This window comes from Paenibacillus sp. Root52, assembly GCF_001426865.1.
Lineage (GTDB): Bacteria > Bacillota > Bacilli > Paenibacillales > Paenibacillaceae > Paenibacillus.
Genome location: NZ_LMFO01000003.1, coordinates 52,259 through 68,893 on the forward strand (window position 1 = coordinate 52,259; position 16,635 = coordinate 68,893).

General features: G+C 45.0%; 16 protein-coding genes. 15 read left to right on the top strand and 1 reads right to left on the bottom strand.

All coding sequences use genetic code 11. The features are described 5' to 3' along the window. The first annotated feature begins 258 nt into the window (after positions 1–258). The 9 genes from ASD24_RS06255 (at position 259) to ASD24_RS06295 (ending at position 9,723) form a co-directional block, all read left to right on the top strand. Complete coding sequence (locus tag ASD24_RS06255) at positions 259–1,890, top strand: copper amine oxidase N-terminal domain-containing protein (RefSeq protein WP_056693490.1); 1,632 nt, start codon at positions 259–261, stop codon at positions 1,888–1,890. Positions 1,891–2,200: 310 nt separating this feature from the next. After that, positions 2,201–2,653, top strand: coding sequence for a disulfide oxidoreductase (locus ASD24_RS06260; protein ID WP_056693144.1), 453 nt, complete (start codon positions 2,201–2,203; stop codon positions 2,651–2,653). Positions 2,654–2,706: 53 nt separating this feature from the next. Then, positions 2,707–3,114 carry a FixH family protein gene (locus ASD24_RS06265; RefSeq protein ID WP_056693149.1) on the top strand — a complete coding sequence of 136 codons (408 nt, stop codon included), beginning with the start codon at positions 2,707–2,709 and terminating at the stop codon, positions 3,112–3,114. A gap of 97 nt (positions 3,115–3,211) precedes the next feature. Then, on the top strand, positions 3,212–4,192 hold the full coding sequence (locus ASD24_RS06270; protein ID WP_056693153.1) for a LacI family DNA-binding transcriptional regulator: 981 nt from the start codon (positions 3,212–3,214) through the stop codon (positions 4,190–4,192). A gap of 112 nt (positions 4,193–4,304) precedes the next feature. Further along, positions 4,305–5,627, top strand: coding sequence for an ABC transporter substrate-binding protein (locus tag ASD24_RS06275; RefSeq protein ID WP_056693155.1), 1,323 nt, complete (start codon positions 4,305–4,307; stop codon positions 5,625–5,627). Between the two features lie 187 nt (positions 5,628–5,814). Continuing rightward, positions 5,815–6,699: a carbohydrate ABC transporter permease gene (locus ASD24_RS06280; RefSeq protein WP_056693158.1), complete on the top strand. Its 885-nt coding sequence runs from the start codon at positions 5,815–5,817 to the stop codon at positions 6,697–6,699. Beyond that, positions 6,699–7,526, top strand: a complete 828-nt coding sequence (locus ASD24_RS06285) for a carbohydrate ABC transporter permease (protein ID WP_056693493.1) — start codon at positions 6,699–6,701, stop codon at positions 7,524–7,526. Before ASD24_RS06280 ends, ASD24_RS06285 begins: the two co-directional genes overlap by 1 nt. A gap of 79 nt (positions 7,527–7,605) precedes the next feature. Then, positions 7,606–9,126 carry a glycoside hydrolase family 32 protein gene (locus tag ASD24_RS06290; protein WP_082560306.1) on the top strand — a complete coding sequence of 507 codons (1,521 nt, stop codon included), beginning with the start codon at positions 7,606–7,608 and terminating at the stop codon, positions 9,124–9,126. A 177-nt stretch (positions 9,127–9,303) separates the two neighbouring features. Beyond that, complete coding sequence (locus ASD24_RS06295) at positions 9,304–9,723, top strand: MerR family transcriptional regulator (protein ID WP_327205229.1); 420 nt, start codon at positions 9,304–9,306, stop codon at positions 9,721–9,723. 97 nt (positions 9,724–9,820) lie between these two features. On the opposite strand, the gene ASD24_RS06300 is transcribed toward ASD24_RS06295, so the two are convergent. Then, complete coding sequence (locus ASD24_RS06300) at positions 9,821–10,498, bottom strand: succinylglutamate desuccinylase/aspartoacylase family protein (protein WP_056693164.1); 678 nt, start codon at positions 10,496–10,498, stop codon at positions 9,821–9,823. A 347-nt stretch (positions 10,499–10,845) separates the two neighbouring features. Between ASD24_RS06300 and ASD24_RS06305 the strand changes: the two genes are divergently transcribed. The 6 genes from ASD24_RS06305 to thiD all read left to right on the top strand — a co-directional run bounded on the left by ASD24_RS06305 (position 10,846) and on the right by thiD (position 16,524). Then, a complete protein-coding gene (locus tag ASD24_RS06305) occupies positions 10,846–11,688 on the top strand; it encodes a DegV family protein (protein WP_056693166.1) in 843 nt (280 codons plus the stop codon). A gap of 239 nt (positions 11,689–11,927) precedes the next feature. Then, on the top strand, positions 11,928–12,671 hold the full coding sequence (locus ASD24_RS06310) for a response regulator transcription factor (protein ID WP_442952582.1): 744 nt from the start codon (positions 11,928–11,930) through the stop codon (positions 12,669–12,671). Then, positions 12,668–13,603 (top strand): sensor histidine kinase, encoded by a 936-nt coding sequence (locus tag ASD24_RS06315; protein WP_056693174.1) that lies wholly within the window; start codon positions 12,668–12,670, stop codon positions 13,601–13,603. Before ASD24_RS06310 ends, ASD24_RS06315 begins: the two co-directional genes overlap by 4 nt. 387 nt (positions 13,604–13,990) lie before the next feature. Then, positions 13,991–14,914: an ABC transporter ATP-binding protein gene (locus ASD24_RS06320; RefSeq protein WP_056693177.1), complete on the top strand. Its 924-nt coding sequence runs from the start codon at positions 13,991–13,993 to the stop codon at positions 14,912–14,914. After that, a complete protein-coding gene (locus tag ASD24_RS06325; protein WP_056693179.1) occupies positions 14,907–15,605 on the top strand; it encodes an ABC transporter permease in 699 nt (232 codons plus the stop codon). The genes ASD24_RS06320 and ASD24_RS06325 overlap by 8 nt, the downstream gene beginning before the upstream one ends. 106 nt (positions 15,606–15,711) lie before the next feature. Further along, complete coding sequence (thiD, locus tag ASD24_RS06330) at positions 15,712–16,524, top strand: bifunctional hydroxymethylpyrimidine kinase/phosphomethylpyrimidine kinase (protein ID WP_056693182.1); 813 nt, start codon at positions 15,712–15,714, stop codon at positions 16,522–16,524. Positions 16,525–16,635: the final 111 nt, after the last annotated feature.

A 16,635-nucleotide genomic window follows, 5' to 3' on the forward strand; every position in this document is an offset into this window, starting at 1 on the left:
ATTATATCATACAAAAAAAGGAAGAGGGAGTGCCCTCATCCTAGATTAATCATTGATTTTCGAATGAACTTTTAAAATTTAAAAGATTGAATAATCCTTGTCCTGGCGGGCTTTCGCGACTCTCTTTTATGGGGGTTGCGATTTTTTTTTGAATTTGGAGTGATCCGAATCTGCAATCCCTACGTTACACCCTATGAAGATGACGACAAGGAAAGAAATGATACCCAAAACGACACAAGGAGTGAACACATGATGAAGATGAAAATGAAGAAGTTTATTGCACCTGTACTTAGTTTGACACTGTTGATGCCAGGGATTGCAGGAGCTGCTTCTGCACCACAGACACCAATGACAATGATGAAAGCATCGGTGAACACACCGGCTGCAGACCTTAGAGCGAACCTGGATCACCTATTGTCTGAACACTTTGCACTCGCCGTAACCGCGATGGCAAAAGCTTATGATGGAGCAAAGGATGCCGATGCAGCATACAAAGCACTGGATCAAAATGCACTGGATATGCAGCCAGCGATCGCTTCCCTATACGGTGACGCTGGTGCGAAGGAATTCGAACGTATCTTCCGTGCACATAACAAATACACCGATGATCTAGTGAGGGCAACCAAAATGGGTAACCAAGCTGGCATCAAGCAAGCTCAAGCGAACATCAACGGCTTTGTGGATGAATTCTCAACATTCCTCAGTACAGCAACCGAAGGCAAATTGCCAAAAGCAGCAGCCAAACAGGCTTTGCAAGTACATGAAGATCTCGTGCAAAAAGTATTCGATGAATACGTCGCTGGAGATTATGCGGATGCATACAAGGCTTACCGTGAAGGCTTCAAAGAAATGTTCGACGTAAGTAAAGCACTTTCTACAGCGATTACTACACAAATGCCTGAGAAATTCGATCACACCAAAGCGGACACGAAAGCAGCTGATTTGAGATCTACGCTCAACCACTTGGCATCCGAACACTTTGCGCTCTCTGCTCTGCAAATGCAGGAAGAATACGATGGACGCACAGCAGCTTCCAATGCACTGGTTACAGCTGAAGCTGGCAACACCGCTGATTTCAAAGCAGCCATTGCTTCCGTTTACGGTAACGATGGTGCCAATGCGTTCGAGAAAATTTGGGTAACCAACCACGTTAATGCTCAGAGTGATTATGTAAAAGCTGTTAAAAACAACGATGCGGCGGCTCGTGCAGCCGTAGAGAAACGTATTGATGGATTCACAACAGAGTTCGCAACATTCCTGGATGCTGCAACAGCAGGCAACCTGCCAAAAGCAGCAGGACAACAAGCGCTGACAACACATGAGAACCAAGTGCAAAAAGTCCTCGACCAATATGCAGCAGGCAATTATGATGCTTCTTACACGACGAATCGTGAAGGGTTCAAAGTGATGTTCGGTGTAGGTCAAGCGTTGGGTAACGCGATTGTGACTCAATTCAACGATAAGTTTCAAGAGCCAGCAGCTCCAACAACGCCTGCACCAGCTCCGGATATGACAACGGTATGGATGCAAGTGAACAGCAAAATGCTGAAAATTAACGATAAAACAACCAATATGGATACAACACCAGTACTGTGGAAAAACACAACCTATATTCCACTGCGTTTCTTGAGTGAAGGTATTGGTGCAACGGTGAAATGGGACAAAAAGGCACAACAAGTAACGGTCATGGCGGGCAACGATACGCTCGAATTCTGGGTGAACAACAATGTGATGGAAGTTAATGGTGTGAAGAAAAACGTAGGCTCTACCGTATTTGTCAACAAAGATGGTCGTACGCAAGTACCACTGCGCTTCATTGCTGAGTTACTGAAGTGGGATGTGAAATGGGCACAAAAAGACGGTTCCATTACACTAACCAAATCGATGTAACTCGAAAAAGTGAATAGAATGACTGTTGTCGATCACCAAACTATTTCAAGAAACCATGACCCTATTCTCTGGGTAGCGTAGCTCTTCTTACCCAGGATTGTAATCATCATCTAATCATATTGTGCTGCCCACTACATGCTGCTCTAGGATGTAGTGGGCAGTTTTGTTATACACGGATTTCGTTCCAAATAAATTCAAATATTTGGTATAATCATCAAGTAATGACTTACATAACAGCTTGGATAGCCGATGTAGCCTAGAATGATGTATGATCTATTTAGTATGAGCAAAATAAAAGGGGGACAGTGGAATGAGTACATCATCCAAACCGGAGCGTTCAGCGAGAAATGTGGACACGCGGTTATTTATTGCTTGGGCCGTTTCTGTCATCGCAACAGGCGGCAGTTTATATTTTAGTGAAATTAAAGGATACATTCCTTGTGATCTGTGTTGGTTCCAGCGGATTTTCATGTACCCGTTAACGATTGTGCTCGGGATTGCTTATTTCAAGGATGATGTGGGCATTGCCAAATATGTACTGCCGCTCAGCTTTGTTGGTGGCGGAATTTCGTTATATCACGTTACGATCCAGCGTATCTTCTCTGCTACAGGTAATGCCGTGGCTTGTGGTAAAGTTCCTTGTTACACCGATTATCTGAATTGGTTCGGCTTCATTACGATTCCTTTGCTCGCTCTAATCGCTTTTATTATCATCATTGTAGCGCTGTGGGGCATTGGCAAAGCATCCAAATCTTCTTTGTAAGAAAGGATAGATGGTTGATGAGCGGACATATCCGTAGGTGCATGTCTTTTATTATGTTGATTATACTGACCGCGGCTTGCTCTTATCAGGATCAGAATGCATCGGGTGAGATGCCGGTCATGATCAAAGTACAGCTCATGGTTCCGGAACAGGTCTCACCTGGTGAGCCTGTGTCTTTACAGTTGAAGCTGACACAGGGGGACGCGCCAGTTAGCAATGCGGATCAAGTGCAGTTCCAGATCTGGAACAAGCTTAATGAGCCTGCTCCGGTGTCGCCGGAAGAAGGCTATATGACTGTTGAGAAGCTGGAGGAACAAGGGGCATTGACAGCCAGAGAAGTGCAAGATGGAATCTACGAGGTAGATTATACATTTGAAGAACCAGGCTCTTATGTGGTTCAAGCTCATGTAACACATGGGTCTATGCACAGTATGCCGAGAAAGAATGTTGAAGTGAAATAAAGCGGGCGTAGCCGTCATTTGGTTCAGCGCGGTAAATGTGTTTATTATATTTAATGATATTAATGAATTTAATAAAGTTGTAGGAAAAGAGGTTGTTATGGCAACAATTCATGATGTTGCACTCAGAGCAGGAGTGTCCGTAACTACCGTCTCACGTGTATTAAATAACCGGGGGTATATCAGTCAGAAGACCCGGGATAAAGTGTATCAGACAATGAGTGAACTGAATTATCGTCCGAATGAGATTGCCCGTTCTCTTTTGCGCAAGCAGTCCAATGTCATCGGCTTAATTATTCCTGATGTGTCCCATCCGTTTTTTGGTGAGATGGCCAATTATATTGAATATCATGCGTATCAGCATGGGTTCAAGATTATGCTATGCAACTCGCATATGGAGCCTTCCAAAGAGCGAGAGTATGTGGAAATGCTCAAAGGCAACCGAGTGGATGGCATTATTATGGGTAGCCATACACTTGAAGTAGATGAATATATGAATCTGCATTCACCTATTGTTACCTTTGACCGTCAGATCGGTACGGACATCCCGTTTATTTCCTCTGATAATTATCAGGGAGGAGTTATGGCTGCTGAATTGCTTCTTGCTAAAGGCAGAAGGAAAGTGGCTCATATCTGCGGTAATCTAGGATTGCAGATGCTCTCCAATCGCAGAACAGCAGGTTTTGTGGACAAGCTGGAGGCACACGGTATCAGGCCAATCGCTACACATGAAACGAATCTGAACGTGTTTAGTCAGGAGCAATATACGGAACTGGTTGAACAATTACTGGTGGAACATCCCGAAGTGGACGGTTTGTTTGTGACTAGTGACCTAATCGCTATTCATGCGTTGAAACAAATTATCGCCCGTGGTCGCAAAGTTCCCGAGGATATTTCCATCATTGGGTATGATGATATTCGTGCGGCAAGTTATGTGCTGCCAGGCATTACTACGATCAGACAACCTGTGGAACGCATGGCTGAACTTGCGGTGGAGCTGATTCGTCGTCAAATTGCTGAAGAAGAAATTACAATGGAGAACATTTTGCCAGTCACCTTGGTGGAAAGAGAGACGACCTAATTGGGTCGTTTTTTTATTTATGTCAAACGATTGACATGTCAAACCTTTGACATTATAATCAGTCCTGTAAGCGGTTTCTTTCATGCATACTCATAAACGGGGGGAATAACAGATGAGAAGAGAGCGGAAATGGGCGAAGTTATCCATATTATCATTAGTTATGGTCGTCATTCTTTCGGCATGTGGCGGTACACAATCAGGATCGGAAACAGATACATCCAGCGGATCTGGTGATAACGTAAAGATTACGCTTTTGAATTCTAAGACAGAGATAAATAGCCAGCTAGAGCAGGCAGCGAAAGACTTCCAAGCAGATAACCCTAATATTACGGTGGAGATTGTACCTGTAGGTAACGGACAGTCGCCATTTGAGAAAGCTTCAGCTTTGTACGCTTCCGGCAATCCAACAACGATGATGATGCTGGATACAGGGGATGTAGAGAAATTTAAGGATCGTGTTCTGGATCTTACCTCTGAAAAATGGATGAAGGATGCCGTTGAGAACAGCACAGCAGCAACGACTTTTGATGGCAAAAACTATGCCTTTCCACTCTCCATTGAAGGATATGGCTTCATCTACAATCAGAAAGTGCTGGATGAGGCTGTAGGTGGCACATTTGACCCACAAACGGTACAAACAACTGCACAGCTTGATGAACTGTTCCAGAAAATTGCAGCGACCGGCAAATCACCTCTCATTGTTTCACCAATGGATTGGTCGCTCGGAGCACACTACCTTGCACTTGCTTATGGTGGACAGTCGCCAGATCGTGCCAAAGTCGATCAATTCATTCTTGATTTGAAAGCGGGTACAGTGGATTTGGCTTCGAATGCGGTCTTTAATGGCCTGATGGATACGTTTGATCTTATGAAAGCTAACAATATCGACAAAGCTTCTCCGCTCTCTGGTACATATGAGCGTGGGCCTGAAGTGTTAGGAAAAGGCGAGGTAGGCATATGGTTCCAAGGGAACTGGGCATGGCCGCAGATCGACAGCTTTGATACAGCAGGCGGACAATATGGCTTCCTGCCAGTGCCTGTAAGTAACAACGCAGACGATTTTGGTAATAAACAAATCTCTGCAGCCGTATCCAAACGCATACTGATCGACAAAGAAAAGAATACACCCGCACAGCAGGAAGCAGCGAAAAAATTCTTAGACTGGATTGTGTATGAGTCGAAAGGACAGGATTTCCTTGTGAATCAGGCAAGTATCATTCCGGCATTCAGCAATATCACACTGGAACCGGCTGACCCGCTTGGTAAGTCTATTAGTGACTACATCAAAGCTGGCAACATTGAAGAATCCATGAGTACGCTACCAGCCGATCATTGGTCTAAACTGGGGGCTTCCATGCAGAAGTATTTGGCTGACGTTATTGATCGTGATGCACTGGCCAAAGAAATTCAGAGCTACTGGACTAACGTGAAATAAATAGGTGCTTCTTGGTCAGAGAACGGGGATGAGTTCTCTACCGGTTTCTAAGAGCAGCAGATTAACACATAGAGAGTGGTTGGTATGCCTTAGGCGATAGCAGGCGGGGGATGATTTCAACTCGCTAGCTAGCATTCGTCTTAGGCAAACCAACGGTATACACCTTGGGATAGAGTGGAGGATGACGATGCTGACCGAAAAAGGATTATGGGCTCGCTTGCGCACCCGGCTCATCTTTACCGGCCCGACGCTGTTTGCGTTTGGTACAGTCATGATTATTCCGTTCTTGTATGGGATATATCTGACGTTTACGAACTGGGACGGGATTGCTGTTGAGCAAAGTCTCGTGGGCTGGGATAACTATATCGGCGTGTTCAAGGACACCGTGTTCTGGAAATCGTTTGTGATGACGCTGGAATACGTATTTATTACCGTGGTGCTGACCAATGCTGTTGCATTTTTGCTCGCTTATGCGGTAACTCGTGGAATTAAGGCACAGGGCTTATTCCGGGCAGGCTTCTTCCTACCCAATCTGGTCGGCGGAATTGTGCTGGGCTTCATTTGGCAGTTTATTTTCAACCAAGTATTCGTATTTGCTGGACAAAAAATGAATATTCCCCTGTTCCAAGCCTCCTGGCTGGCAGACCCAGACAAAGCTTTCTGGGCACTAGTGATCGTGACGGTATGGCAATATGCAGGTTATATGATGGTCATCTACATTGCAGGTTTGATGAATGTACCCAAAGACGTGATGGAGGCGGCCAGCATTGACGGAGCAAGTAACCGCAGGATGTTGGGACGAATCGTATTGCCACTGATGGTACCATCGTTCATCGTATGTGTTTTTCTATCGCTCCAGCGTGGTTTTATGGTCTACGATCTCAACGTCTCATTAACGAGCGGGGGCCCATTCAAAAGCACGGAAATGGTATCCATGCATGTGTATGAGCAAGCCTTTCTGGCACGTGATTACGGATTGGGTCAAGCAGAAGCGTTTGTTCTGTTTATCCTTGTTGCCACCATTACATTGCTCCAGGTGTATTTCAGTAAGAAGTTGGAGGTGGAGGCATGATGGCTGGACAATCTCGTATGCTGGGCATGGCTAAATTATGTTCCTTAATCGTAGCGATGATGTTGTTCATTTTCCCATTTCTGCTACTGATCTCGAATTCGTTTAAGGCTAATCAGGCCATTACGTCAGATCCGCTGGGTCTACCCGCATCCTTCCAATGGGATAATTACGTGAGCGCTTTCGATAAAATGGGGTATATATCTGCATTCAGCAATTCATTGCTGATTACGGTGTTGGGTGTAGTGCTAATTGCGTTGTTCGCAGCGATGACGGCTCATTATTTTGTACGGCACAATAGCAAGCTGAATCAATATCTGTTCTTCCTGATGGTTGCAGCGATGATTATTCCTTTTCAGGCAATTATGATTCCGCTCGTGAAAATCTATGGTTCCTTGAGCTTGCTCGATAATAAATGGTCGCTTATTTACATGTACATCGGTTTTGGTAGCCCACTCGCTGTATTTATCTATCATGGGTTTATCAAGAGCATTCCGCTGGAATTGGAAGAAGCAGCACTCATGGACGGGTGCGGACGAGTACAGACCTTCTTTCGCATCGTGCTACCGGTGTTACTGCCAACAAGTGTTACGATTGCGGTGTTAAATGTTCTGTGGATCTGGAATGACTTCCTGCTGCCTTCCTTGGTGCTAACTTCTTCCGAACAGCGGACATTGCCATTATCTACGTTCTATTTCTACGGTACCTATACTGTGGACTACGGCCCGTTGATGGCTGGGCTTGTACTGACATTGTTGCCTGTGTTGGTCGTATATCTATTTGCACAGAAGTATATTATTCAAGGTGTAATGCAAGGCTCCATCAAATAAAAACCACTACAACACTGCCCTTTTGGAACAGGACTAACTAGACATCAACTCATAGATAGAGACAGGAGTGACATTTAAGATGGATAAAGAGCAGGGACGAGAAACGATACAGGAGCATACCCATTCAACAACAGAAGTGAAATATACTCGGGAGCGGGCGAATACCTACATCGAGCAGCATCGACATGAGGTTGACCCTACCTACAGACTGGGATACCATCTCATGCCGCAGGTGGGGTGGATGAATGATCCCAACGGATTTATTTATTTCAATGGAGCATATCATTTGTTCTATCAATTCTATCCTTACGCGCCGGTGTGGGGACCAATGCACTGGGGACATGCCGTGAGCGCTGACTTGGTCACATGGGAACACCAACCTGTAGCACTTGCACCAGATCATACGTATGACATCGATGGGTGCTTCTCAGGGAGTGCGATCATTAAGAATGGAAAGCTCGCGCTGATGTACACGGGTCATGTGGTTACCGGACCTGACAAGGATCATGATTATTACCAGACGCAAAATATCGCGGAATCTGACAATGGCATTGATTTTGTGAAAAGCGCACATAACCCCGTCATCCCACTGGATCTGATCCCAGCACATACGAGTAAGAAGGATTTCCGTGATCCCAAAGTATTCGAACGAAACGGGATGTATTACTGTGTACTCGGATCAAATGATGCAGCAGGCAATGGACTTATACTATTGTACCGTTCAACAGACTTACAGCAATGGAACTTCGTAAACGTGATGGCTCAAAGTGACGGAACCCTTGGCGATAATTGGGAGTGTCCCGATCTGTTTGCCATGGGTGATAAAGATATATTGATCATGTCCCCGCAACGGATGCCAGCTCAAGGAGACAATTATCGTAATTTGCACTCCACAGTTTACATGATGGGAACGTTGGATGAGGAGCAGGGTGTACTGGACTACGAACATTATTATCCGCTTGACTGCGGATTTGATTTTTATGCTCCTCAGACTACGGAGGACGCGCAAGGACGGCGAATTATGGTCGCCTGGATGGAGACATGGGAGACGGAGATCCCAACTCAGAACGCACATAAGTGGGCTGGGGCGATGACGTTGCCACGTGAGCTCATCCGCAAGGGAGACCGCTTGACCTTCCAGCCGCTGCCTGAGCTTAAGCAATATCGAATAGACGGCATGGAGCATAAGGATATTCGTTTGGTTGATGGAGAGCATGATCTAGGGATTAGCGGGGATCGTTATGAATTACATGCTGTATTTGAAGCCGAGCAGGCACAGCAATTTGGATTGAAATTGCGTACTGGCAAGGATGAAGAGACCATCATCTCTTATGATGTGTCTCAGAGCCGACTTTGTTTTGACCGAGAGCGTGCGGGGAAAGGGCCGGGAGGCGAACGGGCTGTTGAGGTTGAACTGCGTGACGGGAAACTGGAACTTCAGATTTTTGTAGATGCCAGCTCAGTCGAAGTATTCATTCAGCAGGGTGAGCAGGTGATGACGGGGCGTATTTATCCTGATCCGAGTTCAACTGGCATTAAGGCATTCTCATCAGGAGTTTGCACACTGACAGAGCTTCGTAAATGGGATTTGCGTGTTTAATTTCGAATAAAATATTATAATAATAACCTTGACCTTGAAGTATACTTCAAGGTTTATTTTATATGTGTCCTAGGGATGATGGAGGTGAAGGTTCACCTCCAAAGTATCGGAACTATGGAAGACACACATCAGGGTAAGAGTAGAGTCGTGTGAAAGGACGGTGAAGTTGAGGTGAGCATGATGACGAGAGGAGAACTAGCCAAGCGTACTGGACTCAGTATGGCGACTCTCCGGTATTATGAAGATAGCGGGGTTCTGCCTGCACCGATCCGTGCATCGAATGGATACCGTAAATATTCTGAGGATTACGTGGTCAAAATCAAATTTATTAAGGATGCTCAAGCATTAGGTTACTCTTTAAAAGAGATAAAGGAGACACTACAACTACTCAGCCGAGAGGATATGGACAGTGAAGTTCTGAGAGTATTGGTTCGCGATCGAATTGCAGATATTCAACAGCATATCAATAATCTAAAGGACATGCAGACACTTCTAGCTTCATTGCTCTTAACGCCAGAATCCGACATCCATACTTATATAGAATCTTTTCGCAATAACTCAGAGGAAGCGGACGGCTCTCCCAAGCCACAAGAATGACATGGATACACTTCATATATATCGAAAAGAACCCCTTTCCCAACGTTTCGGAGAAGAGGTTCTATTTGTTTTGATTACAGCATGATGCATTATTCATTTACATAAAACCCGCTTCCCGTAAAAAATGATGCACAATCTGGCGCTGATATTTGATCCGCACGGAACGCTTCAAGCTCCAACACGTCTCCACAGTGACGGTGCGAGCCTGTAGAAGCCTTGCACCCGCTGTGCGTGCCGATCCAGGCAGTTCATGCTGCTTCAGATTGAAATGTCTGTCCTGGTTCGCGATGGAACGATTCATTTGTTTAATGATGCGTTTGCATACTGGAACCGCACGACTGCCGGGATTAGTAATCAGCGTTTGTCCAAGAACACGGGAACTGAGCTGGGATAAGCCATTGGCTTCATGCAGATCTAACCACCAATCTGGTTGATATTGACGGGCGAGATGAAAGACTGCTGAGGCCAGGGGATGCTTGGCTTTACCTGAGATTCGGCGTGGAAAGGTACGATTCAGATCTGGCTTGCCTCTAATTTTCTTCCGATATGCCTGTTGGTGCACCCGTGGAATGATGATGAGAAGCCCGCGCTGGATGATGTGCCGTCCTGCGATACAATCATCGGCGAGCTGCTGCGCAGCAGCCATACTGGCTGTTTCATTACCGTGTACTCCCGAGGTAATCAGCATTACTGGGCCAGGGTTCACTCCGCGCACAACATAATAGGGGGTAGCATGTACGCTGGATGAAGCAAGGATATGTTTGTTGACAAGCATGAGGCTCACCTCCGTTACTACAATACGTCATGTCCTTCTTGTCTGTAACGGCACTTCAATAGCCGCCTGTCTTATCTTTTGCAAAATGGGTAGCACACCAAATACTTCATCTGGTTAAATACCAATTAATCCCTTCACAGAGAAGACATTTTTTTGCCACAATTCGGAACTTATGCCCCTGTTCAAGAGTGCGTCACAAGACAACAGGCTGTCTGTTCCTTTATAATTAAGAAGGTATTATCGTAAACGTTTACAACTTGAGTTATTTAAATTTAAAATATTACGCCGGCCACGTGCCTGACCAATGAAGATACAGAACGATCAATCCGGCAAGAGAGAAGGATGTCATGAAGAAAATTGCATGGGTCACCGATAGTACGAGTACACTGGATCCTGTTTTCGCTGAGCAAAATCATGTTTATATTGTACCGCTGCGTGTTGTATTTGGAGAGGAATGTTACCGAGAATCAGAGGATATAACACCGGAACTATTCTATGAAAAGCTGGAGACAGCATCCAAAGCCAGCAGCTCACAGCCGCCAATCGGCGAGTTCATTGAATTGTACGAGTCATTGAAGGATCAATACGATGAGATCATAACCATTCATTGTTCTACTGCGCTTAGTGGTACATTACACACATCTATGCAGGCTGCGGAAATAGCAGGTGTGAAGGTGACTGCAATTGATTCAATGGCAGGTGCATATCCTCATCGGGAGATGATCCTGCAAGGTCTGGAGTGGCAGAAACAAGGCGCTAGTGCAGCCGAGATCAAAGCTAACATTGAACAGATGATTGAAAATATGTCCTTTTACCTTATTCCGGCCAGTCTTCAGAATCTTCATCGTAGCGGGCGAGTATCTGGAACACAACTTGTCTTGAGTCAGTTATTGAAGATTCATCTGCTGTTGCGATTTGAGGAAGGTAAAGTTGTTGTGAACGAGAAAATTCGTACATTCAAACGTGCGAAACAACGTATGCTGGATGTACTGAAAGTGGATATGGAGAAAGTGAAGCATGTATGCATCATGCATGCCAACAATCCAGATGAAGCTGTGACTATCAAACAGCAGATATCCGAATTGTTACCACGGCTCAAGACCGAGATTATGCCATTTATCCCTGTGGTCGGTATTCATGCAGGCGCAGGCACGATTGGTCTATGCTGGTTCAGAAATGAGCACGTATAGATTCCATTCTAGATTACATTGTTGATAACATCAGTTCCTAGTTTAGGTCTTGATATGATTATAAATTAATCCCATATACCGGTAGGATGCCCTTGAGTTACAGCAGTTGCAATTGCTGAATTCAAGTAGTATTCTGCCGGTTTTTTCTATGTTTAATTCAGTGATAAGAAGAGCGTGAACGCCAGACATCCTTTCATTGCCAATTGAAACAAAATGTGAGGTAATAAAGATAAATGAACATGTTGGAGGGGAATGTTGTGTCAAGTCACCGATTGTTGCTTGTTGAAGATGATCGTTCGATTAGTGAAATGGTAGGTCCTTATTTGGAAAAAGAGGGCTATGACGTTTCATATGCCTATGATGGTTATGAAGCGGAGGTGCAGTTCAAACAGGCGAAGCAAGCATACGATCTGGTTATTCTAGATCTGATGCTGCCTCGCAAAAATGGCATGGAAGTGTTGCAGACGATTCGCTCGGTCAGCTTGGTGCCCGTACTCATTCTATCGGCCAAGGATGGGGAGGTAGACAAGGCGTTAGGGCTTGGATTCGGCGCAGACGATTATCTAAGCAAACCCTTCTCCCTAATTGAACTGACTGCCCGTATTAAAGCAGCAATCAGGCGCGCCAACTATACGGCACAGCCCATAGAAACTCCCAACGCACCTGTGCAGCATGAACGTCTGGAGTTCGGTGGGTTGGTAATGAATATGGACACCTATGAAGTGGAGCGAGAAGGCGCTGCTATTCGTTTAACCTCTAAAGAATTTGGTATTTTGAAATTGTTAGTGACCCACCCGGGCAAAGTGTTCACGAAGGCTCAGATTTATGCTGCGGTTTGGAATGACCAATATTATGGGGACGAGAACATTATTAACGTACATATGCGTCGTCTGCGCGAGAAGATTGAACGAGATCCTTCAGCGCCCCAATATATTAAGACGTTGTGGGGAATCGGGTATAAGTTGGAGGTGGAACAGACATGATGCTCGTCCTTTTGGGCATTTCTACGGGAGGGTTAGCACTCGTTGTCGTGATCTTAGCCATCAAATTGGCTCAGCGTAGTCAGCAAATGAAGTATATTCATCTTAAACTGGAACATCTGTTGGATCAGGGGACATACGAGCGATTGTTAGTGTTCAGCAACGATGCTCCTATTCAGCAGCTTCTTCGTGATATTAATCAAGTTCTGGATTATGCCCACCGAACTGGAGCTCGTTATGCTAATCAGGAGAAAGAGATGCGTAATATGCTGTCCAACATCTCCCATGATCTGAAAACACCGTTAACGGTTGTACTTGGATATAGTGAGACATTACTACATAGCCCAACATTGACGGAGCAAGAGCGGGAGGTCATGATCGGCAAAATCCATGATAAAGCCCAGGAGGTGCTGCGTTTGATCCACTCCTTCTTTGATCTAGCGAAGCTGGAGTCTGGTGATATGGAGCTGTCCATGACGCGGGTTAATCTAAGTGAGCTATGCCGACTGAAGATGATTTCCTTTTACGAGATGTTAACAGGACTTGGCTTGGAAGTGAAACTGGACATCCCGGAAGGGGATATCTTCGTGCAAGCGAATGAGGAAGCGCTTGACCGTGTGCTGAATAATCTTATGACCAATGCGATGAAATACGGCTCTGACGGCAAAATGTTAGGACTCTCCCTTCGGCATAATGAGAAAGATGGTGTACTGTTGGAAGTTTGGGACCAAGGCAAAGGCATTCCCGAAAGTGAGCACAGCCGTGTGTTTGAGCGAATGTATACGCTGGAGGACTCCCGTAATCGACAGTATCAGGGAAGCGGGCTAGGTCTCACCATCACCAAAAGGCTGGTTGAGCGCATGGGAGGCAGCATTGAATTACGGAGTGTTCCGCACCAACGAACCGTATTTTCGATCTCTTTGAATCCTTGTTAGAAGATATTTATTTTGAAATAAATCAAGATTAAGGTTTTTGTAAGAAATGATTAATAGAAAAGAAGACATTTCTCTTTACAATACAGATATCAGAACCCGGTAGTGAATGTTCATTTAGAGCAGTTTCATCAATAAGACTGAATGAAGCTGCGTATGTTCAACTAAACTTTTTTACACGAAAACGGAGAGGACAGAAATAACGTGAAGAAGCGAAGCGTTCGCCTTTATCCCCGGATTTTCCCTTTGCAGAAGGGGTCAAAAAAATCTGGGGATAACAGCGATTGGAACGTTATTCTGTCATCGCAGTGGTAAGTGTAACACTCTTTAGTTGATTCTATATAGATTCTTGAACAACCACAAAAGGGATCGTAAAGGAGAACAAGAGATATGACTTATATTGCACGTACGATAGGTGTGTCCAAGACATATGAGGGAATAGAAGTAGTGTCCGACGTTAATATGAATATTAAGCAAGGGGAAATTTACGGTTTCTTAGGGCCGAATGGTGCGGGCAAAACAACGATCATGAAAATGCTGACCAATCTAGTGAAGCCAACCTTTGGCGAAATCGAGTTGTTTGGAGAAAAGTTAACGCCCACCTCCTATGAAGTATTGAAGCGGATGGGAAGTATTATCGAATACCCCTTTTTCTACGATAAATTATCAGCTAGAGACAACTTGGAGCTTCATTGTGAGTACATGGGCTTCCACAACAAGAAAGTGATCAACGATATGATAGAAAAGGTGGGCCTGAAGGATACCGGGAAGAAAGCCGTTCGTGATTTCTCCCTTGGCATGAAGCAAAGACTCGGTATTGCGCGAGCACTCATCACAACACCTGAGCTGCTCATTCTAGATGAACCAATCAATGGACTTGATCCTGTAGGGATTAAGGAAATGCGGGATTTATTCAAACGTCTCAGCACGGAATACCGGATCACCTTGTTAATCTCAAGCCATATTCTCGGAGAGATTGAGCAGATTGCTGATACGGTAGGGGTCATTCGCGGTGGGAGATTAGTGGAGGAAGTGTCGATGGAGAGTATCCGTGGTCTTCACAGCGAGTATGTCGAGCTACAGGCTGTGGATATCCGCAAAGCGACTTATGTTATTGAGCATCAGCTTGGACTCCAAAACTTCAAGTTAATGGATGAGCAGACGGTACGCATCTATGATACAGGTCTTGTTCCGTCGCAGTTAACCAGCCAGCTAATCGAGCATGGTGTGCAGATTGAGTCCATCTTCAAACGATCACATTCATTAGAAGAACACTTCTTGAATCTCGTGAAGGGAGATGGAGACGTTGCTTAAGCTCATTGAACTGGAGATGCGGAAACACCACTTTTCTAAAAATCTGATTGCAGCGGGAATAGCTAATATTGTTATCTTTGGGTTTCTAGCCATGATTGCTTTCGTGGACTGGGGAGCGGATGACTATGCTTATTCGAACTATGCGGTATCCTTTATGCTCATTGATGTATGTGCGAGAGCGACCTTTATCGTATTTGCCGGGGCGCTGTTATCCAAGTTCATTATCCAAGAGTACCGGAATAAAACGATGAACGTCATGTTTACCTACCCGATCAAGCGCCATAAAATTATCGCTGCCAAATTGATTATCATATTCGGGTTTACCTTCTGCATGATCATGTTCACCAATTTATTGATGGGCGCAATTCTATTGACCGTGAATCACTACTATCCTTTTGTTGCAGACGCATTAACGACCAATGAAGCATGGAGGTTGTTATTGAAGTATAGTATTAGCTCCCTATCTGCTGCGGCTATGGCGCTAATTCCATTGTACTTCGGTATGCGTAAAAAGTCGGTTACAGCCACGTTGGTCTCTTCGATCATTCTCGTGTTTATTATCTGTTCAGGTGGTAGTGGATCCTCGCTTTCACTGAATTCCATTATTATTATCCCTATTACTTTAGGGGCGATTGGTTTATGGATTGCATCCTTGTCGATGCATCGTCTAGAGACAAAAGACGTAAACTAAAATCCTGCTCAAAAGCATACCCGGTATGGCTTCAGATGCCATTGACATCCGCTCGTACAAGGGATAGGATAATGTCAACTGAGACATGAAGGAGAATGCAACTACCATGACGATTCCAAAAACTTTGACAATAGCTGGTTCAGACACAAGCGGCGGTGCAGGAATTCAAGCCGATTTGAAAACTTTTCAGGAGCTAGGTGTGTACGGTATGACCGTATTAACTACCGTTGTGGCAATGAAGCCTGAAACATGGGATCACCAGGTATTTCCTGTTGAATTAAATGTAGTGGAAGCACAGCTTCGTACAGTTCTCGACGGTATCGGATTTGATGCAATGAAGACGGGCATGTTGGGCTCTGTAGACATTATTGAGCTTGTGTCTAAACATATTCGTCGCAGCGGTCTTCCACAGATTGTTATCGATCCGGTAATGGTCTGCAAAGGTACAGATGAAGTGTTGCAGCCTGAAAATACAGAAGCGATGATTGAGTTTTTGTTGCCAGGCGCAGATCTCGTTACTCCGAATTTGTTTGAAGCTTCACAACTCGCGAAAAGTGGCCCAATTCGCTCGAAGGAACAGATGGAAGCTGCTGCATCCATCATCCATGACCAAGGGGCGAAGCATGTCCTAATTAAAGATCGTGGTGTAATCAATCCAGGTAAAGCGATGGATCTTCTCTATGACGGTAAAAACTATGAATGGTATGAAGCTGATGTTGTTGGCTCTGGTTATACGCACGGAGCAGGATGCACAACCTCTGCAGCGATTACCGCAGGTTTGGCACGCGGTCTGACCGTGAAAGAGGCTGTTCGTGAAGGGAAAGCCTTTATTACTAAAGCGATTGCAGGTGGATTCCCACTGAATCGTTTTGTTGGCCCAACACTGCATGCGGCACATCGCCTGGAACATCAACGTTAATTCGCGACAGGTGCGATTCATGCCAGAGACGATAGGTCTTTAATTTCATGGTGGTTGTCAATGAGCGGTGAAAGGCTCGTTGATGGCCACCTTTTTGTGTTATTTTTAAAA